The 24,484-nt window shown below is 61.9% G+C and carries 27 protein-coding genes and 1 pseudogene; 17 read left to right on the forward strand and 11 right to left on the reverse strand.

Annotation, left to right across the window (positions count from 1 at the left end; translation table 11 throughout):
* Positions 1-80 precede the first annotated feature (80 nt).
* Positions 81-854, reverse strand: a complete 774-nt coding sequence (locus AC1DXM_RS22745) for an NIPSNAP family protein (protein ID WP_477236374.1) — start codon at positions 852-854, stop codon at positions 81-83.
* An 84-nt stretch (positions 855-938) separates the two neighbouring features.
* Here AC1DXM_RS22745 and AC1DXM_RS22750 point away from each other — a divergent pair, with 84 nt between their 5' ends.
* Complete coding sequence (locus AC1DXM_RS22750; protein ID WP_477236376.1) at positions 939-1,625, forward strand: TetR/AcrR family transcriptional regulator; 687 nt, start codon at positions 939-941, stop codon at positions 1,623-1,625.
* An 18-nt stretch (positions 1,626-1,643) separates the two neighbouring features.
* On the opposite strand, the gene AC1DXM_RS22755 is transcribed toward AC1DXM_RS22750, so the two are convergent.
* The gene (locus AC1DXM_RS22755) at positions 1,644-2,237 is read right to left on the reverse strand and encodes a hypothetical protein (RefSeq protein ID WP_477236378.1); all 594 of its coding nucleotides are present in this window, start codon (positions 2,235-2,237) and stop codon (positions 1,644-1,646) included.
* A 124-nt stretch (positions 2,238-2,361) separates the two neighbouring features.
* Between AC1DXM_RS22755 and AC1DXM_RS22760 the strand changes: the two genes are divergently transcribed.
* Positions 2,362-3,480, forward strand: coding sequence for a metallophosphoesterase (locus tag AC1DXM_RS22760; protein WP_477236380.1), 1,119 nt, complete (start codon positions 2,362-2,364; stop codon positions 3,478-3,480).
* A 59-nt stretch (positions 3,481-3,539) separates the two neighbouring features.
* On the opposite strand, the gene AC1DXM_RS22765 is transcribed toward AC1DXM_RS22760, so the two are convergent.
* The gene (locus AC1DXM_RS22765) at positions 3,540-3,719 is read right to left on the reverse strand and encodes a CsbD family protein (protein WP_192252721.1); all 180 of its coding nucleotides are present in this window, start codon (positions 3,717-3,719) and stop codon (positions 3,540-3,542) included.
* Between the two features lie 166 nt (positions 3,720-3,885).
* On the opposite strand from AC1DXM_RS22765, the gene AC1DXM_RS22770 reads away from it, so the two are divergent.
* From AC1DXM_RS22770 to AC1DXM_RS22810, 9 genes and pseudogenes are all read left to right on the forward strand, one after another.
* Positions 3,886-4,539, forward strand: coding sequence for a glutathione S-transferase family protein (locus tag AC1DXM_RS22770; RefSeq protein WP_477236382.1), 654 nt, complete (start codon positions 3,886-3,888; stop codon positions 4,537-4,539).
* A gap of 30 nt (positions 4,540-4,569) precedes the next feature.
* On the forward strand, positions 4,570-4,899 hold the full coding sequence (locus AC1DXM_RS22775; RefSeq protein ID WP_477236384.1) for a YciI family protein: 330 nt from the start codon (positions 4,570-4,572) through the stop codon (positions 4,897-4,899).
* 500 nt (positions 4,900-5,399) lie between these two features.
* The gene (locus AC1DXM_RS22780) at positions 5,400-5,609 is read left to right on the forward strand and encodes a cold-shock protein (protein WP_023671502.1); all 210 of its coding nucleotides are present in this window, start codon (positions 5,400-5,402) and stop codon (positions 5,607-5,609) included.
* A 294-nt stretch (positions 5,610-5,903) separates the two neighbouring features.
* A complete protein-coding gene (locus tag AC1DXM_RS22785) occupies positions 5,904-6,128 on the forward strand; it encodes a hypothetical protein (protein WP_112562407.1) in 225 nt (74 codons plus the stop codon).
* Positions 6,128-6,535 (forward strand): hypothetical protein, encoded by a 408-nt coding sequence (locus AC1DXM_RS22790; RefSeq protein WP_192252739.1) that lies wholly within the window; start codon positions 6,128-6,130, stop codon positions 6,533-6,535. Before AC1DXM_RS22785 ends, AC1DXM_RS22790 begins: the two co-directional genes overlap by 1 nt.
* A gap of 1 nt (position 6,536) precedes the next feature.
* Positions 6,537-6,704 (forward strand): hypothetical protein, encoded by a 168-nt coding sequence (locus tag AC1DXM_RS22795; protein WP_477236387.1) that lies wholly within the window; start codon positions 6,537-6,539, stop codon positions 6,702-6,704.
* Positions 6,705-6,708: 4 nt separating this feature from the next.
* Positions 6,709-7,098 (forward strand): YkgJ family cysteine cluster protein, encoded by a 390-nt coding sequence (locus tag AC1DXM_RS22800; RefSeq protein ID WP_477236389.1) that lies wholly within the window; start codon positions 6,709-6,711, stop codon positions 7,096-7,098.
* A gap of 207 nt (positions 7,099-7,305) precedes the next feature.
* Complete coding sequence (locus tag AC1DXM_RS22805) at positions 7,306-7,917, forward strand: LysE family translocator (protein WP_477236391.1); 612 nt, start codon at positions 7,306-7,308, stop codon at positions 7,915-7,917.
* 20 nt (positions 7,918-7,937) lie between these two features.
* A pseudogene (locus AC1DXM_RS22810) lies at positions 7,938-8,093 on the forward strand (OsmC family protein); the annotation flags it as partial.
* A gap of 71 nt (positions 8,094-8,164) precedes the next feature.
* On the opposite strand, the gene AC1DXM_RS22815 reads toward AC1DXM_RS22810, so the two are convergent.
* The gene (locus tag AC1DXM_RS22815) at positions 8,165-9,049 is read right to left on the reverse strand and encodes a LysR family transcriptional regulator (protein WP_477236393.1); all 885 of its coding nucleotides are present in this window, start codon (positions 9,047-9,049) and stop codon (positions 8,165-8,167) included.
* Between the two features lie 124 nt (positions 9,050-9,173).
* Between AC1DXM_RS22815 and AC1DXM_RS22820 the strand changes: the two genes are divergently transcribed.
* Complete coding sequence (locus AC1DXM_RS22820; protein ID WP_352590297.1) at positions 9,174-9,632, forward strand: VOC family protein; 459 nt, start codon at positions 9,174-9,176, stop codon at positions 9,630-9,632.
* Positions 9,633-9,708: 76 nt separating this feature from the next.
* Here the strand turns inward: AC1DXM_RS22820 and groL are convergent, their stop codons facing one another.
* The 3 genes from groL to AC1DXM_RS22835 all read right to left on the reverse strand — a co-directional run bounded on the left by groL (position 9,709) and on the right by AC1DXM_RS22835 (position 12,706).
* Positions 9,709-11,364 carry a chaperonin GroEL gene (gene groL, locus AC1DXM_RS22825; protein WP_477236395.1) on the reverse strand — a complete coding sequence of 552 codons (1,656 nt, stop codon included), beginning with the start codon at positions 11,362-11,364 and terminating at the stop codon, positions 9,709-9,711.
* Between the two features lie 62 nt (positions 11,365-11,426).
* A complete protein-coding gene (groES, locus tag AC1DXM_RS22830; RefSeq protein ID WP_006203049.1) occupies positions 11,427-11,723 on the reverse strand; it encodes a co-chaperone GroES in 297 nt (98 codons plus the stop codon).
* 185 nt (positions 11,724-11,908) lie between these two features.
* Positions 11,909-12,706, reverse strand: coding sequence for a class I SAM-dependent methyltransferase (locus AC1DXM_RS22835; RefSeq protein WP_477236397.1), 798 nt, complete (start codon positions 12,704-12,706; stop codon positions 11,909-11,911).
* Positions 12,707-12,878: 172 nt separating this feature from the next.
* On the opposite strand from AC1DXM_RS22835, the gene AC1DXM_RS22840 reads away from it, so the two are divergent.
* Positions 12,879-13,646 (forward strand): hypothetical protein, encoded by a 768-nt coding sequence (locus tag AC1DXM_RS22840; protein WP_477236399.1) that lies wholly within the window; start codon positions 12,879-12,881, stop codon positions 13,644-13,646.
* A gap of 14 nt (positions 13,647-13,660) precedes the next feature.
* Here the strand turns inward: AC1DXM_RS22840 and AC1DXM_RS22845 are convergent, their stop codons facing one another.
* Positions 13,661-14,287, reverse strand: coding sequence for a TetR/AcrR family transcriptional regulator (locus AC1DXM_RS22845; protein ID WP_477236401.1), 627 nt, complete (start codon positions 14,285-14,287; stop codon positions 13,661-13,663).
* Positions 14,288-14,446: 159 nt separating this feature from the next.
* Between AC1DXM_RS22845 and AC1DXM_RS22850 the strand changes: the two genes are divergently transcribed.
* The 3 genes from AC1DXM_RS22850 (at position 14,447) to AC1DXM_RS22860 (ending at position 19,768) form a co-directional block, all read left to right on the forward strand.
* Positions 14,447-15,052 (forward strand): hypothetical protein, encoded by a 606-nt coding sequence (locus AC1DXM_RS22850; protein WP_477236403.1) that lies wholly within the window; start codon positions 14,447-14,449, stop codon positions 15,050-15,052.
* 203 nt (positions 15,053-15,255) lie between these two features.
* Positions 15,256-16,791, forward strand: coding sequence for a DHA2 family efflux MFS transporter permease subunit (locus AC1DXM_RS22855; protein ID WP_477236405.1), 1,536 nt, complete (start codon positions 15,256-15,258; stop codon positions 16,789-16,791).
* A gap of 298 nt (positions 16,792-17,089) precedes the next feature.
* A complete protein-coding gene (locus tag AC1DXM_RS22860) occupies positions 17,090-19,768 on the forward strand; it encodes an EAL domain-containing protein (RefSeq protein WP_477236407.1) in 2,679 nt (892 codons plus the stop codon).
* A 30-nt stretch (positions 19,769-19,798) separates the two neighbouring features.
* On the opposite strand, the gene AC1DXM_RS22865 is transcribed toward AC1DXM_RS22860, so the two are convergent.
* Positions 19,799-20,335 (reverse strand): CAP domain-containing protein, encoded by a 537-nt coding sequence (locus AC1DXM_RS22865; protein ID WP_477236409.1) that lies wholly within the window; start codon positions 20,333-20,335, stop codon positions 19,799-19,801.
* Positions 20,336-20,719: 384 nt separating this feature from the next.
* Here AC1DXM_RS22865 and AC1DXM_RS22870 point away from each other — a divergent pair, with 384 nt between their 5' ends.
* Positions 20,720-21,544 (forward strand): DUF2189 domain-containing protein, encoded by an 825-nt coding sequence (locus AC1DXM_RS22870; RefSeq protein ID WP_477236411.1) that lies wholly within the window; start codon positions 20,720-20,722, stop codon positions 21,542-21,544.
* A gap of 67 nt (positions 21,545-21,611) precedes the next feature.
* Here AC1DXM_RS22870 and AC1DXM_RS22875 read toward each other — a convergent pair whose 3' ends face one another.
* Together AC1DXM_RS22875 and AC1DXM_RS22880 are read right to left on the reverse strand one after the other, a co-directional pair.
* Positions 21,612-22,244 (reverse strand): LysE family translocator, encoded by a 633-nt coding sequence (locus AC1DXM_RS22875; RefSeq protein ID WP_477236413.1) that lies wholly within the window; start codon positions 22,242-22,244, stop codon positions 21,612-21,614.
* A gap of 144 nt (positions 22,245-22,388) precedes the next feature.
* On the reverse strand, positions 22,389-24,350 hold the full coding sequence (locus tag AC1DXM_RS22880) for a TadE/TadG family type IV pilus assembly protein (protein WP_477236415.1): 1,962 nt from the start codon (positions 24,348-24,350) through the stop codon (positions 22,389-22,391).
* Positions 24,351-24,484: the final 134 nt, after the last annotated feature.

A 24,484-nucleotide genomic window follows, 5' to 3' on the forward strand; every position in this document is an offset into this window, starting at 1 on the left:
AGCAATGCCGATCGGCGAGGGCGGTCAAGCCGCGGGCCTATCGCTCAGTATGAACTTCGGTAGGTCCCGTCCCGATCCAGTTACCGCAGCAGCGATTGCGACGTCGGCGACAGGCGCAAAGTTTCAGTCGGCCTGGTCGTATCGGCCGCTTGCTGAAACGACTGCCACCATGGCGAGGCGGCAAGCGCTGCGTCATGGCGACCATGCGCTTCGACGCTGTCGAAACCTGTGACGGCGATGAAGACGTTTTCGCCCAGGCGCACCGGCAGGCGGGGAAAGCTGTTTTCGGCGTGTTCGGTGATGAAGCCCCCGAGCATTCTCCCGCCGGTGGCCGCAAGGATCGGAACGGCATCCGTTTCGAAATTGCTGGCGAAATCGGCCTCGGCGCCAGGCCGCAGATGATGAATCCGGATGACAACAATACCGGCCAAGCGATTGTCTGTGCTCGGCTTTCCATGATCCGGCAAAGCACCTCGCTGCGCGCCCGACAGGTCGAAACCGGCGCCTGGCCAGGCCGGCTTCAAGAGCAGCACATCGTCGGAATCGATCATCGTCGCATTGGCGGCGTCACGGTGCGCCGCCCACACCGGCCCGTCATAGAAGGCGGTGAGCGCCTCCTTCCGCGCTTCCATGTCGCCAAAACCGCGCAGCCAGACGAACATGTCGGGCCGGTCGAGGTCGCGAAACTGGCCGATGATGGTCATCCCGGCGTCTTCCTGGCCTTCGATGAACTGACTGTCGAAGATGTCGATCAGCGTCTCGCGCCGGCCGGGTTTCAGCGTGTATTGCCGCAACTCGACGACTGGCGAAGCGAGCAGACCGGCCGTTGCAGGCACATTCAGGGGCATGGTCATTGGTGTTGTCTCCAAAACAGGATGATCATCCGGTTTATAAAACAGACCGGTTGTCCTGTTTTGTCAATCTGCTATCGTCCGCGAATGTCAGCAGAGATTGCTCAGGTCCCAAAAGAGCCGCCGCGAAAGCGCACCAACGATCCCGAAGGCCTGCGCAACAAGGTGCTCGATGTCGCCGAAGCGTCGTTCCAGGCGCGCGGCTATCACGCCTCCGCCCTCGGCGAACTGATGGCTAGCGCCGGCGTCAGCGGCGGCGCGCTGCATCACCATTTCCCGACCAAGAAGGCGCTCGCCTTGGCGGTGATCGAGGAGCGGGTGGCTGCCGCCCTGGACGAGACCTGGATCAGCCCGGTAAGGGCGGCTGATACGGCACGCGAAGGCGTGCGCGCAGTCTTCGAGGCGGTGGCGACTGAATTGGAGCAGCAGGGCTTCGTTCGCGGCTGTCCGCTCAACAATCTGGCGCATGAATTGTCGCTCGCCGATCCGGATTTCCGTGCCGGCCTTGCACGAATCTTCGCCGAATGGCGTCAGGCGATCGCCGACAAGATCAGGGCCGATCAGCAGGCGGGGAGGGAGCAAGGCACCGATCCCGAACGCTTTGCGGCATTTGCCGTCGCCGCCTATTCCGGCGCCATGTCGATGGCCAAGACGGCGCAGGACGCCAGCGTGTTGCGCGATTGCCTGGCCGAACTTGAAGGCAGCCGAACGCCGCCATTCCGGAGCGCAGCGAAGCGGCGTCACAGGATTCTGCTGCGGCCGGGAAAACCTTGAGGCCAGACCAGCGCTGTTCTAGTTGGAAAGTGGCTTGATCGTCTCGTAGCCGTTCACCGATTCCGCGCTGGTGCCTTCATCGTAGCGCCGCGCGAGAGACGCTTGCAGATCGGGCGCATAGAGCGCGGTGAATGTGTCCAGCGTCTCGCCGGCGCCGTTCTTGAACGTCTCCTTGACGGCCAGTACGTTGTATTTGCAACCGCCGACGCTGAATGTCTCCTTGCCCTTGACGACAAGGCTCAGCGTCTTGGTGCTTTTCGGCTGCTTGTTGGGCGACAGCTCGACGAATTCTATCGTGCTCTTGGCCCCCGTCTTCAGCGGAAACAGTTTTCGCAGATCGGAAAACGGGATCATCGCCACCCGGCCGGTATCGCTGTCGCGAAACACTTCGACCAGGCCGCCGAACAGGAACTGTGTCTGCGGCGATTGCGAACCGTAGGTGTTGGCGACGGAGACCATGCCGCCGGCCACCGGCCGGAACTCGCTACGGATGCCGGGCATTTCCAGAACGAAACCGATCTTGGCCGATTTTGCGTCGACGCAATCGGTGGCATGCACCACTCCCGCCGGCAGCAACCCAGCCAGCACCATGCCTATCGAAGCAACTTTCATGAAATCCTCCTCTGCCCGCGCACTGGGCACCGGGACAGAAAAAATGCCAGAGCCACAGTGCCGTGTCGACCTGCCACGCGTGACAACTGGACGGCAGGGCGCCCGCTGTGCTGAAACTCAGACCATGAATCGCATCTCGACCCGGCGCAATCTCCTCGCGCAGGCAGCCGGCCTTGCCATGGCTGGCATGCTGCCGCGCGCCGCTCTCGGCCAGACCGGAAAGCGTATCCAGCCGATCGACGCCACCTTCCTGTTCATCGCCGATGTCCACGCCTGTCGCATGGCGAGCGGCTTGAGCCCCAATTGTCAGCAGGAAGGCAAAACCGACGCCGCGCTTTTGCGCAATGTCGCGGCCCTCAATGGCTTGGCCAACCGGCAATGGCCGGCCGAGATCGATGGTGTTGCGACCGGCCTGCGTTCGGCCGGCAGCCGCATCGGCGCGCCGCTCGGCCTCGTCGTCGGCGGCGACATCACCGACGATGGCGGCGGCCAGATCACCGAACCCAGCGAAGGCACGCAGCTTTTGCAATTCAGCCAGCGCTATCAACAGGGCATCGGCCCGGACCGCGTGCACATGCCGGTCTATGTCGGGCTCGGCAATCACGATCTCGACCAGAATGGCTCGCCGCCGCACGTCGATTGGTACCGGCGTGAATTGCGCGACTATGTCGAGGTCAACCACCGCCCCGGCGTGTTCTTCAAACCGCCGGTGCCGGCCACCGAATATGATGTCGACACCGACTGCTATTCCTGGGATTGGGGCGGCCTGCATCTCGTCCAGACGCACCGTTTTGCCGGCGACACCGGCCACGGCGCGGTGAGCAGCCTGCCATGGCTGAAGCAGGATCTGGCAACCTACGCCGCGGACGGCCGTCCCGTCATCCTGTTCCAGCACTATGGCTGGGACACTTTTTCGGTCGAGCGCTGGGATCCGGCCAAGAGCACCTATGACGATGAGGGCTCAGGCGCGCCGCACTGGTGGAGCGAGGCCGACCGGCAGGCGTTGCTGGCAGCGCTGAAGGGCTACAACGTCATCGCCATCTTCCATGGCCACCAGCATGAAGTGCCGATGATCTACAACAGCGATGGCCTCGACCTGTTCAAGCCCAAGGCCGCCTACATGGGTGGCTTCGCGCTGGCCAGGGTAACCGGCGAGGCCATGGATGTGGTGCTGGGCGAGGCGACCGATGATCATGGTGGGGTGAAATTCAGCAACGCTTTCAGCAAGAAACTGACCTTCTGACAGCGCACGAAAAAGGCGGCCGTGAGCCGCCTTTTTTGTCTGCAAAAACCGTGAAAGGGTCAGAGCGCCTTCTTGATCTTGTCCTTCACGTCGCCATAGCCCTTCTGCACTTTGCCGGCAATCTTGTCAGCCGTGCCTTCGGCTTGGGTCTGCCTGTTTCCGGTCGCCTTGCCGGCGGCCTCCTTGATAGAGCCCTTGACCTGCTTGGCCACGCCAGCAACCTGATCCTTGTTCACCATCTTTGCATCTCCTGGGATTTCATTTGCAGGGGGCAAAACGGGCAGGCGTGGCTTAGGTTCCCTGGACAGCAAATCATCGTCGCATTGGTTGCCTATCTGGTCGCCTGGATGCTTGCCGCCATCGTATGAGCGGCTAGTGTGACGAAAATCTTGGGGGGAGACCGTCTTGGCCGAATTCACGCTCATCATCGCCAACAAATGCTTTTCATCCTGGTCGCTGAGGCCATGGGTGGCGATGAAGCATCTGGAGATACCTTTCGAGGAAGGCTTCGTGCGCCTGCGCACGCCCGAGACCTTTGCCAATCTGGCGAAAGTGTCGCCGACAGGCCTCGTACCGATCCTGAATCACAATGGCAGGATCGTCTGGGAAACCCTTGCCATCCTTGAATATCTGGCCGATCTGTTTCCGGAGAAAAAGCTCTGGCCGCAGGATATCGGCGCCCGCGCCCTGGCCCGCTCGGTGGCGACCGAGATGCATTCGGGCTTTCGCGAGGTGCGCTATGGCTGGCCGATGAATTTGCGCCGGCCCAAGGGGCACAAGCCGCTCGACGCTGAAGGCGAACTGCAGCGGGCGCGCATCGAGACGATCTGGCGCCAGTGCCGCGAACAATACGGCAAGGGCGGTCCGTTCCTGTTCGGCCATTTCACCGCGGCCGACGCCATGTACGCGCCGGTCGTCACCCGCTTCGACACCTATGGCGGCGAACTGGCGCCGGACACTCGCGCCTATGTCGACGCGGTGCTGGCAACGCCGGCAATGCGGCAATGGTATGCGGAAGCGGCGAAGGAGACGTGGCCGGAACCCGGCCCGGACGAATAGGTCGACTTGACGACACCTGGGGAGGGACCGATGGCCAGCACCGACGGATCGAACGAAACCAGGGCGCCAAAAATCTTCCATTGCCGGCTGATCCCGCCCCGACCGGACTTCGCCTTCATCATGACGGAGGAGGAGAGGGAACTGATGGGCCGGCATGCCGACTATCTACGCGGCAAGCTGCGCGAGGGCACCATGATTTTGGCCGGTCCGGTCGCCGACCCGGCCGGCCCTTGGGGTCTGCTGATCCTGCGTGTCGGGAGCGAAGCCGAGGCGCGGGCAGTGACCGATGGCGATCCGGTGTCGAGTTCGGGCCGCGGTTTCCACTACGAGATCCTGCCGCTGATCAGCGCGATCCTGTAGGCCGCTAGAGCAATTCCAGGAAAAGTATGAGCGGTTTTCCCGGGAAAGGCGCGTTGCGCTTTCCCTTGGGAATTGCGTCAAACAAAGAGATAAACCGGCCCATACAAGAACGCCTCTCGCACCGTTTAATGTGCGGGAGGCGTCCTGTTGCCAGCATTCTGAGATTGCTCTCTGTACTGCTGACGCCATAGAAATGCGCCGGCTTGGGAATGGTTCCAGGCTTGGTGAATTTTTTTTACGCCCGCCTTACCCTGCGCCGGCTCACCGGTTGAGGCGGCACGGCACGGCACTCCCAGGTTGAATTCTGGCCGCGGGAAAACCAGAAATTGACTCGGTGCCAAAAGAAGTCTACAAGACATATGTCGATATTTGTTTGACCGACTTTTGTTATCCGCGCACGCATGCGCGCCTTTGACGAACTTCCCCATCAAAAATCGAGACAAACGCTGTTGTGCAGTCGCACAATGGTGAACGAATATTTGCCAGGGAAAGGGTTCTTCATGGCCACCGGCACAGTGAAATGGTTCAACGCCACCAAAGGTTTTGGTTTTATTCAGCCTGACGACGGCTCCGCCGACGTTTTCGTCCACATCTCGGCCGTAGAGCGCGCCGGCATGCGTGACATCGTCGAGGGTCAGAAGCTCGGCTACGAGATGACCCGCGATAACAAGTCGGGCAAGATGTCCGCCGACCAGTTGAAGGCGGCCTGATCAAGAAATTCGGCCTTCCGGTGACCACGGATGTACTGGCACCGGTGAAAGGCTGAAAGGAGTGCCTTGCGCATCCAATTGGATGCGCGGCGCTTCCATGGAAGGTCAGGCGGTGCCTGGCCTTTTTCATTTTGCGCGTCATGCCGCTAAAAGTGCGCTGCACGCCGGCCGGAACGTGCTAAGGGACGCTCCAGCAATCTGAACCGCCCGTATTGCCCCGATGCCGTACTGCTTTGGTCGTGACCGAAGACCGGTCTCGCTCTATCGGCATCAGGCTCCCGACAGGAGAAAGTTTTGACCACTCAATCGAAGACCGCCGACCAGGCCGGCTCGCTGTTTAGCAAGACGCAAACCCAGTCGATGTCGCTCAACCGCATCCTGTCCGAGCGTGATGCCGTTAGCGAGGCACGTGAAGCCAAGACCGCACGCTTGCGCGAATTGCGCAAGGAAAAAGAAGCCGACGAGATGGCCGCGGCCGCCGCCCTTGCGGCGCTGCCGAAGCGGGCAGGTAAACGTTGATGGCCACCAAGCGCGTACCGCCTACACCGATCGATGCCGATTCGACCATTGCGTCCATGGTCGAAGGCCTGGACAAGCCGGTCGAATATGTCCGCCGCGTGCTGGAAAAACTCGAGCGCTGCAAGCGCGCGCATGGCGATGCCCAGGTGCGCGTCGGCGTGCGCGGCCGCGCCGAAGCCCCGAACTACCTGATCGAATATGTCCGCGAGGACAAAAAGACCCTGGAGCGGGTGACCTACCAGGATGCCGCCTACAGCGGCAGCACGCATCGCGAGCTGGCGGCGCATCACATCGCCGAGGCCAGGAACTGGTCGCCCGAGGAAATGAACATCACGGCGGTCTCGGCGCTGATCGGCCGCTTGCGCAATCCGCGCGCACCATCATCGCGTTTTTCCGACGAGGACTGACATGGCCATAAAATTCTCCGCCAAGGACCAGCCGGCAGCGACGGCTGCCGCTGCAAAGCCGACCAAGCCCGCTGCCGCGCCGAAGGCCGCTGAGGCCACGGAGGCCGCGACCGACCTGTTCAAGTCGCCGGCGGACGCGCCGAAGGGCAAGGCAGGCAAGAAGAAATAGCGCCTTGCCGCAAGCTGCCGGTCATCCCGCCATCGCGCCCGCCGACCTGGCTGACGCATCAGACTTTTTGTCTGGCGATGAGGGCGCGGTCGCAATCTTCGACTGTCAGAGCTGCGGCGCCTGCTGTTCCTACTCCGCCGAATGGCCCCGCTTCTCGATGGAAGACGATGCGCAGCTCGACCGGATTCCGGAAAAGTTCGTATCGGCCGACCTGTCCGGCATGCGTTGCGAGGGCGTGCGCTGTACGGCGCTGACCGGCGAGGTCGGCAAGCACACGGCCTGCGGCATTTACGAGATCCGCCCCGACGTCTGCCGCGCCTGCATGCCCGGCGGCGACGATTGTCTGATGGCAAGGGCCGCGCACGGAATGCCGCTTATTAATCTCCCCCCTTGAGGGGGAGATGTCGCCGAAGGCGACAGAGGGGGTCGTTGCGCGTGAAGCGCCGACGTCCTTGGCAACAAAGAGGGCGTCGGCGCCCCATGCGAGACGACCCCCTCTGGCCGCTTCGCGGCCATCTCCCCCTCAAGGGGGGAGGGCGCCCGCTTGCCCAACCTTACGTCACCCGATAGCTTCCACGCCGGGCAGGGCGTTGGAGGATCCATGAGCATCGAATTCCTGTTGACGTCGCTGATCGTTGTGGCTTCGCCCGGCACCGGCGTTCTCTACACGCTGAGCGCCGGGCTTTCGCGCGGGGTGCGTGCCTCGAGCATTGCCGCATTCGGCTGCACGCTCGGCATCATCCCGCATATGGCCGCCGCCATCACCGGCCTGGCGGCGCTGCTGCACACGAGCGCTGTCGCCTTCGAGACCCTGAAGTATCTCGGGGTTGCCTATCTCCTCTACATGGCCTGGAACACGCTGAAGGAGAAGGGCGGTTTGAGCGTCGACGAAAACGCAGCACCCCGCTCGGCCGCCAAGGTCATCACCTCCGGCATTCTGATCAACATCCTCAACCCGAAACTGTCGATCTTCTTCTTTGCCTTCCTGCCGCAATTCGTCAGCACCACCGAACCGAACGCCTTCGCGAAAATGCTCGAACTCTCGAGCGTCTTCATGCTGCTGACCTTCGTCGTATTCGTCGGTTACGGCATCTTCGCCGCCTCGATCCGCAGCCACGTCGTGTCGCGGCCGATGGTGCTGACCTGGATGCGCCGCACCTTCGCCGGCGCCTTCGTCATGCTCGGCGCCAAGCTGGCGCTGGCCGACCGGTAGACGTCACCGAAGGCGTGCTGGTCGGCTTCAAGGAGATACGCCTGCGTTTCGACACCGACGCGCCGCAGAGCAGTCTCGACCAGCTGGTCGAGCTCACCGACCGCTATTGCGTGATCTTCCAGACCATCCAGAACTGCCCCGAGACCTCGGTGAAGCTGCACAGGGCAGGGCACTAACCGGCACCTGGCCCGGAATCTCGGATGCGAGGTTCCGGGTTCTGGTCTGAGCAGCTTCTAAGGCTTGGCCTCTATACTTTCATCGCGTCGACAACCGCACGCAGTCCCGCCGACATGTGCCGGCGGCTGGGGTAGTAGAGATGAAACCAATCCTCCGGAGGACACCATTCGTCCAGGCAGCGTACCAGCCTGCCGTCGAGAATGTCGCGCTGGGCGCGGTTCTCCCAGACATAGGCCAGCGCGACGCCCGATAGTGCGGCGTGCACCATCAACTCATGGTCGTCGAGCGCAATCGGGCCGCTCGGATGGAAGGCGATCGCCTCGCCCTCCAGTTCGAATTCCCAGGGGTAGCGGATGCCGTTTGGATACATGTTCTGCACGCAGACATGGCCGCCGAGGTCGCGTGGCGTCGTTGGGATTTCGTGGTTGCGGAAATAGCCCGGCGAGCCGACGACCGCAAAGCGCATACGCGGTTTGATCTTCACGGCGATCATACCGTCCCGTAGGCTTTCGCCAAGCCGGATGCCGGCGTCAAAACCTTCCTCGACGATATCGACCAGCCTGTCGGTCGCCACGATTTCGACTTCGAGGTTGGGGTTATTCGTGATGAGCGGGCCGATAATGTGCCCCAACACGAAAGGCCCGATCGAGTTTGGGACGTTGATGCGCACTTTGCCAAATGGCGTGTCGCGGAACTGGTTGAGAGCATCGAGTGCCGCGCCAATGTCGCCGAAGGCCGGCGCCAGCCGGGCCTGCAACATCGCCCCCGCATCGGTCAGCGACACGCTGCGCGTCGTGCGGTTGAGCAGGCGCAGCCCAACGCGTTCCTCGAGATTGCTCACGGCATGACTGATCGCCGACGCGGTCACGCCACGCTCTTCTGCCGCGCGGCGAAAGCTGCTGTGCCGCGCCACCGCATCGAAGGCGGCAAGTTCAGAGAGATCGGTTGCGCGCATTGATGATTCTTGCTCAGGAGTGTCAAGACAATTGCCACTCTAATAGAGCTAATTGATTTGCGCCATCTTCTCCACGTCGCCGCAAGAAACCATTCAGCGGCTCACGGTCCAAAGGAGAGATAAAATGGCTGACTTCCCGATCCCCGCCAAAAACACAGTGTCGGCTTTCGCCAATATGCGCGGCCATCACGTGGCGCTGCGCGTCGCCGACTATGAGGTTGCCAAGAGCTGGTATGTTGACAAGCTCGACTTCCGCGTGGTTCACGAATGGCCGTTCGCCGACGAGCAACTCGCCTATCTCGCGCCGGCCAATGACGACCATTTCATGATCGAACTGCTGGGCGGCGGCGATCCGTTGCCGATCGATGCGCCGACCTACACCGATCTTGGCGATAGCCTGCGCTATGCGGGCTACCACCATTTCTGCATCAGCGTGGCCGACATCGAAGCGACCGTGGCCGAACTGCGCAAGCGCGGCGTCGCCATCGTCACCGAGCCGTTCAAGCTCGACGACATCAGCCGCAAGCTGGCCTTCTTCGCCGACCCCTTCGGCAATCTGATCGAACTCGCTGAGGTCGTCTGAGGCACTCTGCCAACCAGAAAGAAAAAGGGCGGCATTGCTGCCGCCCTTTCCGTATCTGAAGGCTGATGGGCTTGGATTAGAAATCCATGCCGCCCATGCCGCCCATGCCGCCGCCGCCCATGCCGCCGGGCATGCCGCCGCCAGCCGACTCCTTCTTCGGAGCCTCCGCGATCATGGCTTCGGTGGTGACGAGCAGGCCTGCGACCGAGGCCGCGTCCTGGAGAGCCGTGCGCACGACCTTGACCGGGTCGACGATACCCATGGCGATCATGTCGCCATATTCGCCGGTCTGGGCGTTGTAGCCGAAGGTCGCGCCCTTGTTCTCAAGGATCTTGCCGGCAACGATCGAAGCTTCTGCACCGGCGTTCGAGGCGATCTGGCGGGCCGGAGCCTGCAGCGCACGACGCACGATGTTGATGCCGGCAGCCTGGTCGGCATTGGCGCCGGCAGCCTTGATGTTGGCCGAAGCGCGCAGCAGGGCGACGCCGCCGCCAGCAACGATGCCTTCTTCCACGGCCGCGCGGGTCGCGTTCAGGGCGTCATCGACGCGATCCTTCTTTTCCTTGACTTCGACTTCCGTCGCACCGCCGACGCGGATCACCGCAACGCCGCCCGCCAGCTTGGCGAGACGTTCCTGCAGCTTCTCCTTGTCGTAGTCCGACGTGGTCTCTTCGATCTGCTGCTTGATCTGGGCAACGCGGCCCTGGATCTCGGCCTTCTTGCCGGCGCCGTCGACGATGGTGGTGTTCTCCTTGGAGATCGACACCTTCTTGGCGCGGCCGAGCATGTTGAGGCCAACGTTCTCGAGCTTGATGCCGAGGTCTTCCGAGATGACCTGGCCACCGGTGAGGATGGCGATGTCTTCCAGCATGGCCTTGCGGCGATCACCGAAGCCCGGCGCCTTGACGGCGGCGATCTTCAGGCCACCGCGCAGCTTGTTGACGACCAGCGTGGCCAGGGCCTCGCCCTCGACGTCTTCCGAGATGATGAGCAGCGGCTTGGAAGTCTGCACGACGGCTTCGAGAACCGGCAGCATGGCCTGGAGGTTGGAGAGCTTCTTCTCGTGCAGGAGGATGTAGACGTCCTCGAGCTCGGCAACCATCTTGTCGGCGTTGGTGACGAAGTAGGGCGAGAGGTAGCCGCGGTCGAACTGCATGCCTTCGACGACTTCCAGCTCGGTCTCGGCGGTCTTGGCTTCTTCAACCGTGATGACGCCTTCGTTGCCGACCTTCTGCATCGCTTCGGCGATCATGGCGCCGACCGACTCGTCGCCATTGGCCGAGATCGTGCCGACCTGGGCAACTTCCTCGGAGGTCTTGATCTTCTTGGCAGCCTTGCCGAGCGCCGCGACGACTTCGGTCACTGCCAGATCGATGCCGCGCTTCAGGTCCATCGGGTTCATGCCGGCGGCAACAGCCTTGTGGCCTTCCTGGACGATCGACTGCGCCAGAACGGTCGCGGTCGTGGTGCCGTCGCCGGCGATGTCGTTGGTCTTCGAAGCAACTTCGCGGACCATCTGCGCGCCCATGTTCTCGAACTTGTCCTCAAGCTCGATTTCCTTGGCGACGGTGACGCCGTCCTTGGTGATGCGCGGGGCGCCGAACGACTTGTCGATGACGACGTTGCGGCCCTTGGGGCCGAGCGTGACCTTCACCGCGTCGGCGAGGATGTTGACGCCGCGCAGCATGCGCTCGCGGGCATCACGGGAGAATTTTACGTCTTTAGCAGCCATTTTTCAGCTCCTGGCAGGGGCTTGGGGTAAGCCCGAAATTCAGTTGACGGTGAGGCCGATAATCAGCCGATGATGCCCATGATGTCGGATTCCTTCATGATCAGAAGGTCTTCGCCATTGAGCTTGACTTCGGTGCCCGACCACTTGCCGAACAGGATGCGGTCGCCAGCCTTGACGTCCAGGGGAACCAGCTTGCCAGCTTCGTCACGAGCGCCGGAGCCGACAGCGATGATCTCGCCTTCCTGCGGCTTTTCCTTTGCCGTATCCGGGATGATGATCCCGCCGGCGGTCTTGGATTCGGATTCGACCCGGCGAACGACCACGCGGTCATGAAGCGGGCGGAACTTCGACTTTGCCATTTTTTCTTCCTCGAATGAGAACGGTGAGAACAGTTCCTCCATCCGGCGATGCCGGACATGAGTTAGCACTCACCAAGGGAGAGTGCTAACGTGGCGCTGAAATAGGCGCCTGGCTTTCGAGAGTCAAGGCGAGCGGTGGGCTCAATTTGCTCTAATTTGAGCCCTGCCGTGGTCTGACGGGAAGCCTAGCGGCGCCTCGGCGATCCAAGCACCAGCAGAGGGCATCGTTCCGCCAGCGGATAGGAGCCGCTCGGCACGACGCGCACGTCGCCGAACCACCCACTCGCCTCATCGACCAGCACGGCCAGCGTCGCGAAGCTGTAGCTTACGTCGGAGCCGGCATAGACGTCGATCGTGTTGATCGACGCGATGCTCCATCCCGTCCGCGCGGCAAGGGCCTCGCGGTCGGGGAACAGGCCGTCGAATGTATCGCGGATCATTCGTACCTGGATCGCGAAATCCGGACCGCCCGTGGTGCACGCCATGGCGATCCGCCATTTGAGCACATGGAAATTCTCGATCGCACCGGCCAGCACCTGGGCTTCGATGCTGGCCAGATCCTCGGTCGCTTCCGGGGCGGCGAAAACGCGGATCGCGGCACGCCCGCCGGGTCTCAGGACCCTGGCGATTTCGCCATGCAGGCGATTGCGCGCCGCCTTCGAGGCGACGGCGGACAGGCATCCGTCGCCAATGACTGCCTCGGTGCTGGCCCCGGCAACCGGCAGATCGAGCCAGTTTCCAGCCATCGCCCTGCGCGAGGCATTGTCGCCTGCCCATACGCCCGAGATCATGGCCGCCGACTGGTCGATTGCCAGCATCGATCTGCCGAGCACGGCAAGTTCCGGCGTCACCCCCAAAAGCAGGACATCGGCATTTGCCAGGCTGACTTCACGCTCGAAAATGTAAACGGTTTCCGGCGTCGGCCGAAGCGGCGCGTCCAGAAGCCTCCAGTGACGGTGATAGTTGTCCCAATGATTTGTCATGCTGCCTTTGCAGAGTCCGAGACTTCTGGCTTTTGGCGTTCACAGTCGCCTATTAGAAAATTGCAGGAAATCAAAGGGCAGTCTGTCTGTGGCACGAATTGTCGTCGTAACGCATGAGCACGATCGGTTCCAGAGCGGCCGCAACCTCTTGCTGCGCAGGTCGAGCCCCTACATGCTTTTCGATGTTCTCGAAGAACTGAAAAGGCGCGGCCATTCGGTGCGGATCCAGCAAGGCCCGGCCATGACGCACAGTGCCGACATCGCGATTCTACATGTCGATGCAACCGTCACACCGGCGGATTATCTCGACTATGCGCGGGGTTTTCCATTCTGCCTCAATCTCGCAACGGCCGACATCTCCAAGCGACGGGTCAGCGGCGCGTTGCTAACGCATGACGACGCCTGGCAGGGCCCGGTCATCGTCAAAACCAATCTCAACAATCAGGGCATTCCGGAGACGTTCCTCAACCGGCGATCCAGGCGCGCGGGCAAGCAGCCACCTTTTCCCGATGTGCAGGGGCTGCAGCCCTACGAGGTCTACGATTCTCTTGGCGACGTCCCGGATGGCGTCTTCGGCGACGACGATCTGGTCGTGGAAAAGTTCATTGCCGAACGGGAACCCGATGGCTTCGCAATGCGGTTCTGGGTGTTTTGCGGAGAGAGCGAGCGTTGCACCCGCTACATCTCACCAAATGGCCTCGTCAAGGCATCTGAAACGATCCGACGTGAGCCTGTCCCCGTTCCTGACGAGATCCGCGAGCGGCGACGAGAACTCGGCTTCGACTACGGCAAATTCGATTTCGTCATGCATGAGGGCAGGGCGATCCTGCTCGATGCCAACAAGACGCCGGGCCGTCCCAAAAACCTGGTGAAAATGTTTGCGGCTGGCGCTGCCCATCTGGCCGACGGCTTCGAGGGCCTCATGCGCCGGGCGCGATAGGCGGTACTCCTCGCCTAAAGAAACTGGCGCAATTGCGTATGGATGATCGACCGGTAGTCCTCGATCGTATGGCGGCTTTCCGTTTCGTCCTGGGTCAGCGCCATGCGCACGACGCCGCCGGCAAGCTGGAAGATCAGGAAGACCATGCGCCCGAACTCTTCGCGCCGTTCGGCCGCGAGAAACGGGCCGACATGGTCGCAGAACATCGCCGCCTGGCGCCGGGTTTCGGCGATATCTAGATTTTGCAGCGCCTTGTCGGCCTGGATGGCGTTCTGCAGGTCCTGGATGGCCGGGTCACCGGCGACACGTTCATAGTAATCGTCGAGCAGCCGGTCGGCGGCGGCGATGACGTCGCTCAGACCGCCGATGTCGGCAACGATCACGGCAAGCCGGGCGCGGCTCACTTCCGAGAAACGTTCGTAGAGCATCGCCAGGATCGCCGACTTGTTGGGGAAGTAATGATAGACGGTGGCGATCGGCCCGCCGGCCAGCGCGCCCACCTCCTTCATGGTAACGGCGTCGATGCCCTTTTCGCCGATCAGCCGCATGGTCGTCGACAGGATGGCGTCGATGCGCTCGCGGCTGCGCTCCTGCTTAGGCCTGCGCCTCGGTTCGGTCGCCGTTCTCACTGCATCGTTCATGCCGCCACCCTCCCGATCGCCAAGACCATTGGATCCCCAGCTTTGCTAAATGCCAAGCCTCACCAATGATTGACAAACGAATATGATCGAGTATCAGTTTCTAAATACTGACAGATTGTCAGTTTTTTTGCCGTCAGGCAAGGACGTTGGGAGGCGCCCGTGACTTCTGTTGGTAACGCCGATGCCGGAAACGGCGACTGGGTGGTCGGCAACCCGACCGGGACGCAGCTTGCCTCGGCGCTGTGGATCGGTTCGGTTGGCCTGCTCATTCTCGGCCTGCAGCCGGTGCTGCTTGGCACGCTCTATACCGAAGGGCATGTCAGCGGCGACGAACTCGCTCTGGTCGCCACGGCGGAGATGATCGCCATCGGCATCGGCTCGGCGGTCATCGCGATGCTGCTCTCCGCGCGCAATATGCGTTGGAAGAGTGCGGTCCTTTTGGTCCTGCTGGCGCTGGCGAACTGGGCAACCGCCTATGCGGTCAGCCCGAATTCGCTGATTGGCGCACGCACTGTCGCCGGTCTCGCCGAAGGTGGCCTGGTGGCGGTCGCCACCGAACTGATCGCCCGCTCGCGCCGGGCCGAGCGTATCGGCGGCTATTTCGTCACCATCCAGACCCTGGCGCAATGCGCGCTGGCGCTCTTGCTGGCGCTTTACGTCATCCCGGCCGCCGGATCGGCGGGCGGCTTCGTCGTTCTTGCCGTCGTCTGCATCGCCTCTACCGCGCTGCCGACCTTGCCCAGAAGGGCATCAATCGCGGCCTGACCAACGTCTGGCCATCTCGACGCCGATCCTTCGGTCCTTGGATTTCCGGGCGGCAAGCGCCTGATGTGTCGAGACGTTCGGTCGATGTAACCCCCACATCGATAGATCGCGTCCCACCGCGATGAGGTCTCTTCACCAGAGAGGGCCTCGCCGCCCGGAAACCTAGTGTACACGTTTTTGTTACCTGTCGGAAGTTCCGCATCATGAGCACGCCAGAGCCGTTCAAGGAAGTGCCGCATCGCGGCCTGATCACCGTGGCGTTGATGCTGGCGACGATCATGCAGGCGCTCGACACCACCATCGCCAATGTCGCATTGCCGACCATGACCGGTGATCTCGGGGCCTCGCCCGACAACATCAACTGGGTGCTGACCTCCTACATCGTTGCCGCCGCCATCATGACGCCGGTAACCGGCTGGCTGGCCGACCGCTTCGGCCGCAAGGAACTCTTCCTGGCGGCGGTGGTCGGCTTCACCGTGTTCTCGATGCTGTGCGGCATCGCCTGGAGCCTGGAGAGCATAGTGTTTTTCCGGCTGATGCAGGGCGTGTTCGGCGCTGCCATCGTGCCGCTATCGCAGACCTTCCTGCTCGATATCAATCCCAGGGAACGCCACGGCCAGGCGATGGCCATCTGGGGCGCTGGCATCATGCTGGGGCCGATCCTGGGCCCGACGCTTGGCGGCTGGCTGACCGAGAATTTCAACTGGCGCTGGGTGTTCTTCATCAATTTGCCGGTCGGCATCATCGCCTTTCTCGGCATGGCCGCCTATCTGCCGGTCGTTGCCCGACGGGTGCGCAGCTTCGATTTCTTCGGTTTCGCCATGATCTCGCTCGGCGTTGGTGCGCTGCAGCTGCTGCTCGACCGCGGCGGCGAGGTCGACTGGTTTTCCTCGGTCGAAATCTGGATCGAGCTTGCTCTTTCGATCACCGGATTCTGGGTGTTCATCATTCACACGGTGACGGCGGAACGTCCTTTCATCGACCCCAAGATTTTCCTCGACCAGAATTTCGTCACCGGGTTGGCGTTCATCTTCGTCATGGGCGTGCTGATCCTGGCTTCGATGTCGCTGCTGCCGCCGATGCTGTCGACCATCTTCGGCTATCCGACCATCACCATCGGTATCGTCTTGGGGCCGCGCGGTGTCGGCACTATGATTTCGATGCTTGTCGTCGGGCGGCTCATGAGCAAGATCGACGCCAGGATTCTCGTCGTCATCGGCTTTCTGCTCACGGCCCAGTCGCTCTACACCATGGCCGGCTTTACGCCGCAGATGGACAATTGGCTGATCCTCAGCTCCGGCGTCATCCAGGGGCTGGGCATGGGCATGGTGTTCGTGCCGTTATCGACGGTGGCCTTCGCCACGCTCGACGTGCGCTTCCGCACCGACGCCACGGCGCTGTTCAGCCTGGTGCGCAATCTGGGTTCCTCGATCGGCGTGTCGGTGGTGACGGTTCTCCTGGTGCGCAACACGCAGGTCAATCACACCGAGCTGTCGGCCTTCATCAACCCGTTCAACCCCAACCTGTGGGCGCTTTCGCCGGCGGCAGCTGGTGGCGACCCGACGGCGCTTTCGCAAATGGATCGCATGGTCAACATCCAGTCGATGATGATCTCCTACGTCAACGACTTCAAAATACTGATGATGATGACGCTGATCGCCATCCCGTTTGTGTTTCTGCTGCGCAAGCCGAAGACGGCCCCGGTTGCTGGCGCGGCGCCGGCGGCACATATGGATTAAGACGCGCGACGATATTTGCCTATATCAGATGACGTCGTCGCGGACGTGCCTGCGAATATGTAAGGTCGGGCGAATGCCGAGATGATCGCAAAATTCTCCAGACAACGGAGAATGTCGATTCTGTAGCGCCGATGGCGATTTGAAAATGGCGTTTAAGTTTCAGGTAACCAGAAATCTTCGCGTCTGATTTCGGTTCGGTTTATATGCTGTTAGTACATACCTAACACTATCAACAGACCGTCGTATGGCACATAAATGATTTTTGCGTTCTTTCAGACCCGGCTGGGAGAAGGTCTGTTTGGTTACGAAATCATCCAGGAAATCCGCCGAAACGACTGAGCCTGCCGGCTTGGCCGCGCTGGCAAAACTGGCCGACGTTTCCTATGGGTCGCTGGAGCACGAGCTGCGGGCGACGATCACGGCACTTGAAGGGCAGGCACTGCGCTTCGAGACGGTGATCGAAAACGTTTCGCAAGGCATCTGCTTTTTTGACCGCGATGAGCGGCTGATCCTGAGCAATCGCCGTTATGCGGAAATCTACCGCCTCGCACCCGAGCAGTTGCGGCCAGGTCTGACGCTGAGCGAGATCGTCGAGCGCCGCGCCGCTGCCGGTACGGCGGCGCTGACTACCGACGCCTATCTGGCGATGGCGAGATCGGTCAATTCAGGCAAGGCTCCAAGGACCTGGACCGCCAAACTCCCCGACGGCCGGACCATCCAGATTTATAACCAGTCAATGCCCGACGGCAGCTGGCTAGCCACGCATGAGGACATTACCGATCTCACCGCCAATCGACAGATCGTCGACGAGCGCATCTCGTTGCAGGCGCTGATCGACTGGGTGCCCAATTATCTCTGGGTCAAGGATACGCAAAGTCGCTTCATCGTCGTCAACAGCGCACTTGCGACTGACAGTGGCCGCGACAAGACCGCCGACATGATCGGCTTGACCGATTTCGATATCCATCCCCCGGAGGTTGCGCGGAAGTTTCGGCAAGTCGAACAGTCGGTGCTCGAAAGCGGACAACCCTTGATCGACGCGGAAGAGTTCGTCGTCAACGCGTCGGGCACCGTAAAATGGCTCTCGTCGACCAAGGTGCCGTTGCGCAATGCTCAAAACGAAATTTTCGGTCTGGTCGGCATCGCCCGCGACATTACGGCCCGCAAGCAGGCGGATGTCCTGCGCAGCGGACAGGCAAACATCCTGGAGATGATTGCGACGAGCGCTCCGCTCGAGAACGTGCTCGACAGCCTCATGCGCCTGGTCGAATCGCAACTGAAGGGGATATTCGGTTCCGTCCTGCTGCTCGACAAGGATGGCATCCATTTGCGGCACGGTGCGGCGCCGAGCCTGGCCAAAGCCTATATGAGCGCCATCGATGGATCTGCCATCGGCCCCAAGACAGGGTCGTGTGGAACTGCCGCCTACCGGCGCGAACCGGTCATCGTCACCGACATCCTGCAGGATCCGCTCTGGGAGGATTACCGCGAAGTCGCGGCGCCCTATGGCTACCGTTCGTGCTGGTCGACCCCGATCCTGTCGCATCAAGGCGTCGTGCTGGGCGTCTTTGCCATGTATTCGATGAGCGTGCGCGAGCCGACCGAGGCAGAGACTCGCCTGATCGAATTCACCACCCACATTGCCGGTATCGCGATCGAGCGCAAACGGGCTGAAGACCAGATCCACTTCATGGCCAACCATGACGCACTGACCGGGCTGCCCAATCGCGCTTTGCTGGAGGATCGGCTTTCCCAGGCGGTCCTCTACGCGCAGCGGTACAATCGCTGGGTGGCGGTGGTGTTCATCGATCTCGATAATTTCAAACTGGTGAACGACACGTTGGGCCACAATGCCGGCGACGAACTGCTCAAGACCGTGGCGAGCCGTTTGGTTGGATGCGTGAAGGCGACCGACACCGTCGTGCGGGTAGGCGGCGACGAATTTGTCATCGTCCTGTTCGATCAACCCACCAATGTCGATGTCATTTCGGAAACCCTGCAGACGATCAGGGATGCGATTGCCGAGCCGGTTCCTGTCGCCGAGCACCGCCTGCGATTAACGGCCAGCATCGGTATCGCAAATTACCCGAAGGACGGGACGAGCCCGGACAAGCTGTTGGCCAATGCCGATGCCGCCAAGTCTCGCGCCAAGGAATTCGGCCGCGACAATTTTCAGTTCTACGCCCCCGAGTTCAACTCAAGTGCACACGAAAAATTCCTGCTTCAGGGGGAGTTGCGAAGCGCGCTCGCCCGTTCGGAATTCGCGCTGCTCTACCAGCCGCAGGTCGATCTGCGATCGGGTCAGATCCTGGCCGTCGAAGCGTTGGTACGCTGGAACCACCCGGCGCGAGGCGTGGTGTCGCCCATGATGTTCATCCCGACCGCCGAGGAGACGGGGCTGATCGTGCCGATCGGCGACTGGATCCTGCATGAAGCCTGCCGGCAAAACAAAGCCTGGCAGCGCGCCGGTCTGCCGCCCGTCACCGTCTGTGTCAACGTGTCGGCGCGGCAGTTCAGGGAGAAGAACCTGATCGATCGCGTCATCAACGCATTGAAGGAAAGCGGCCTGGAGGCGAGGTATCTCGAGCTCGAGGTGACCGAAAGCCTGATCATGCAGGATTTCGAGTTGGCGGTCGCAACGATGAACGGGCTGCAAGGGCTCGGCGTGCAGATATCGATCGACGATTTCGGAACCGGCTATTCCAGCCTCAGCGCTCTCAAGACCTTTCCTGTTCAGCGGCTGAAGATCGACAAGTCCTTTATCGACGACCTCGCGACCGACGAGAACGACCAGGCGGTTACCAGTGCCGTCATCTCATTAGGTCAAAAGCTGAACCTGAGGGTGCTTGCCGAAGGCGTCGAGACGGATGACCAGGTTGCCTTCCTGCGCAAGAACAATTGCGACGAAATGCAGGGCAATTATTTCAGCAAACCGCTGTCGGCCGGGGATATCGGCAAGCTCATCGCGAAAGGCTGACGATGGGTTGGCGTCGCTAGCCGCAGTCGCTTATCTTCCCAGCACCAGGCTCCAGTAACGGACAGCGCTGTCGCGTCCGTCGCGCACATAGGCAAGGCCGAAGCGGCTGAAATCCGGATCGAGCATGTTGTGGCGGTGGCCAGCCGAATGCATCCAGATGTCGAACAGTTTCTGCTGGTCGAACCGGCCCTCCGCGATGTTCTCGGCAGCGGCGCCCCGCACGCCATTGTCCTTCATCCGCGACGCGAAATCCTTGCCCCAGCCTGTCGAGTGGCTCATGCGTTCGCGCGAGGCCATATAGCCGGCCTGCTGGAGTGCGGCTTGCTCGAGTTGTGCGTCCGGCACCAGCGCCGGCAGCCCGGCCGAGGTGCGGATGCCGGCCAGCGTCGCGGTGGCGGAGGACGAGACGCCGGCGCCTTCGCCGGTCGGCACCGAAACGGTGCTGCAAGCGGCGAGCCCGGCCATGGCCGCGAGGCCGATCAGCAGCAGGCGCCTGTTTGGTTTTGGGCTGATCTCGCCGGAACGGGATTGCAAGAGCGGATGATTGGCAGTGTTGATTGGTGTCATGCCTGCCTGACTTAGCGGCGATCATGGCTTTTGCCGGGCAGGCGAGCAAAAACCGGGTGCTTGGCGAATCCGCCGGTTGCGCTAGGTTGAGTGAAAGCATGCTCCGGATCGTCCGGACCGCTGAAATGCCCGCGTGAGCCGCGCCAGAAGGGCTGGTTCAAGGGCAGTTACCACGATTTCCGCATGTTTGGCCGGCTGGCTGACGATCGGCCCCGCGAAATTCGCATCTGCCGGCCGAGCGATGAAAATCGCGTGAAGACGAAGGAAATGCCGTCGGCACGGCGACTTTTCCCTAGATATCGGCTACGATGCGGGCGTTCTTGAAGTGGCAGCTGCGGGCGGCCATCCAGGCGATGACTGCCCCCGACACACGGGAGGAAGGTTATGGCCGGCTTTCATGTCATGGCGGACGCGCGCGGTATGCATGTGCAGCCCACGGTGCGCCATATCACCACCGCGGACCTCTGGGATGCGCTCAAGCTCGGTTTCGACGATTTCTGGGCCAAGCCTTCGCATTACGTGTTTCTCTGCCTGATCTATCCCGTCGTCGGCCTGATCCTGACGCGGTGGACCTCCGGCTCCAACGCTATCCAGCTGGTCTATCCGCTGATGTCGGGCTTCGCCCTGGTCGGCCCGTTCGCGGCGATCGGCCTCTACGAGATCAGTCGCCGGCGCGAACTCGGCATGAACACCTCCTGGCGGCATGCGCTTGATGTGCGCCGCTCGCCGGCGCTGCCGTCGATTGCGGTCATCGGCGCGATGCTGATGGTGCTGTTCTTGTTGTGGATGTTCACCGCACAGTCGATCTACACCAGCCTGTTCGGCGATCAGCCGCCCGCTTCGATCACCGGATTTCTGAGCGAGGTGCTGACGACCAGCAAGGGCTGGACGCTGATCCTGTTCGGCAATGCCGCCGGTTTCATCTTTGCCGTGATCGTGCTGGCGACGACGGTGGTTGCATTCCCGCTGCTGCTCGACCGCGACGTCGGCGCGGTGTCGGCGATCGAGACCTCGGCGCGCGCGGTGATGGCAAATCCGCTGCAGATGCTGCTGTGGGGGCTGCTCGTCGCAGTGCTGCTGGTGATCGGCTCGATCCCGCTGTTTGCCGGCCTCGCCGTGGTCATGCCGGTGCTTGGCCATGCCACCTGGCACCTCTATCGCAAGGTGGTGGAACCGGAGCGCGCGCAGCAGACACGGCGGCCGATGTAGCAGTCACCCAGCCATAGGGTGCTTTGATACCCAGGTCATGCCGACATCACCTGGATGGCAACGCACCCTAGCGTTGTGCGTCGGTTGCCATTTTCAGCGCCAGCGCGGCAAGCACCGTGCCCATCATCCAGCGCTGGATGACCATCCATAGCGGCCGCCCGGCGAGGAAGGTAGCGATTGAACCGGCCGTCACCGCGATGATCGCATTGACGGTCAGGCTGATCGAAATCTGCGTGGCGCCGAGCACGAGAAGCTGCGACAGCACATGGCCCTTGCCCAGCGAGATGAACTGCGGCAGCAGCGACAGATAGAGCACCGCCACCTTGGGGTTGAGGAGATTGGTCATCAGGCCCATGGCGAACAGCTTGCGCGGCCTGTCCTTCGGCAGTTCGCGCACCTGGAACGGCGAGCGCCCGCCGGGCCGCACCGCTTGCCAGGCGAGCCACAACAGATAGAGCGCGCCGGCAATACGCAGCGCGTCATAGGCGAACGGCACGGCAAGCAGCAGCGCGGTGATGCCCAGCGCAGCCGATACGACATAGAACAAAAAGCCGACCGCCACGCCGCCGAGCGAAATAAGCCCGGCCTTCGGGCCCTGCGACAGTGAGCGCGAGATCAGGTAGATCATGTTCGGCCCGGGCGTCAGCACCATGCCAAGGCAGACCAGCGCGAAGGTGAGATGGTTGGCGGTTTCGGGCACGGGCAATCTCCAGCGGGCGGCGGCGACCTGCGCGTTCCGTTTTCACCGCAGTGCCGATCATGGCCGCATATCTGCGCTTGGCCGAAGCGGCGCACAAGAGCATGGCGTGATCAGCCATTGCGCCACGGGCCGACAGGACCGTGCTTAGCTCACCACGCGCAGGTTCGACAGTTCGTTGGCGATTTCCTTGAAATTGTCCGACAGCGTGGCGCCCGTCGCATTCCAGAACAGTTTCGCGGGCTTGCTCGGGTCGGTCGGATCCTTGCGGAAGCGTGAGTCGGACGAACACGTCTTCAGCGCGTCCATCGCGCTCTTGTCGCCGGCGTCGGTCGTCGACATGTCGAGCGCCACCGTCATCACCATGATGTTGGCCGCCTTGGCGTTGTTGCACAACGTCGCCATCTGCTCGTTGAGCGCGGCGGTATAGTTGCTCGACGAATAGTTGAGCTGGCCGATAGCGCTCGACGTGCCGCCGAACAGGCGGGTGACCGCGGTGCCGTTGTAGCCGACGCCGGTATAGCCATAGGCGGCATAGGTCGACTTGTTGCCGGCGGGGTCGGAACTCAGCGCCGAATAGGTGTTCTCGCCATCGGTAAGCACGATGACCACCTTGTCGTTGCCGCGCTCGGTCTCCGGGCGTCCCTCGGTGAAGGGCTCGGCGCTGGAGACGGTGCGCCAGCCCCAGGCCATGCCTTCCGGCACATTGGTGTTGCCGTTGGGTGCCATCAGGTCGATCGCAGCCTTGATCTTGGCCAGCCCGTCGGCGTTGGTGACATCGGTCAGCGGCGTGATCGGCGTCGTGGTGCAGCTGTAATTAGGCCCGGCGCCTTTCGACAGCACCGGCGCATTGATCGGCCGCGGCTGGAAATACTTGGCCATGTTGGACTGTCTGGTCTTGCCGGTGGTGCTCGACGGATCGTCGTTCCACCAGCTGTTGACAGCGCCATAGGTCTTGGGCGCCGCCTCGTCGGGATCCTGCGTGATATACCAGTGGTTGCCCGGCTCATCTGGCGCAAACATCGGCACGAACATGGTCGCGGGGTCGCCGACGCCGGTGCCGGTGTTGTTCGGTCCGCCGGAGGCCGGCGCGTCGTTGACATTATAGGGATAGGGACGGACTTCGACACAGCCCTGCCAGCTGGCGAACGGACCGTATGTGTCGTTGTAGTCGTACTCGTCGTGGCTGCGCTTGCAGGTGTGGTTGGAGCGGTATTCGTCGCAGACCACGCGTTTGCTGCCGACGATGCGTTCGTGGCTGGTGACCACCTTCATGTCGCGGTAAAGCGAGAAGCGGGTCAGCATCTGGCCTTCCTCTTCGCCCCAGCCGGTACCCTTCTTGTACCAGATGCCGCCGATCTTCTGGGCGTATTTGTCGGCAGCGTTCAGCGTCGACCAGTCGAAGTTCTCATTGTGGACAGGCGACAGCCCATAGGCGTCGATCCATGACGCGTTGTCGTTGCTGGCGCCGACATTGACGGATGCGGCGAACGGCACCAGGCTGAACTGCACCGGCTTGTCGATTTGCTTGATCATCGCTGCCTGCGAGGCAAGCGTGTCGACCAGCTGCTTGGCCGCCTGTTTGAGAAGGTCGATGCGCTTTTGACCGGAGCCGGTGCCGTTGTTTGACATCGAGCCTGAATTGTCGAGCACCATGGCCACTTCCAGCGTGTTCTTCAACCGCACCTGCGAGCACACGGAGTAGTCGATGTCGCCTGACGTCTTGCCGATCAACATCGAAGCTGCCGGCAGGAAATAGGGGTTGTAAACCAGGCTTGCGCAAAGCTTGACGATGCCGCCGCCAGCTGTGCTGCTGGGCAGCGTAACGTCGAGCGTCGTGTTGGCGGGATCGACGTCGTTGAGATTTGCCTTGAAGAAGTCGAGTGCATAGGCCCGCAATTGGTCGTCGGTGGCACCTTCCACCAGCCGGCGCGCGGTGGCGAAGTTGGCGGCGTCGAGCGCGTTGACCACCTTCTGCTTCTCGCTGATCATGCCGCTGAAGTCGACCGCCATCGCCACGCCGCCCATCAGCGGCACCATGGCCAGAACGGTCATGAGAGCATAATTGCCGCGCCGGTCGCGCCAGAAGTCACGCCAGAATTTGCGCATGTTATGTAAGCGGCCCCCGCCTGCGGATTCTTCAATGCCGCCACACTTTCACAAAACGCTGAAGGACGGGTTTGGGAAACCGCTCGATTGCGCGATCGGCATTTCACCAAGCGCTAACCAAAGGGTGCCGGCGG

The sequence above is a fragment of the Mesorhizobium sp. P3_A2 genome, assembly GCF_056403115.1.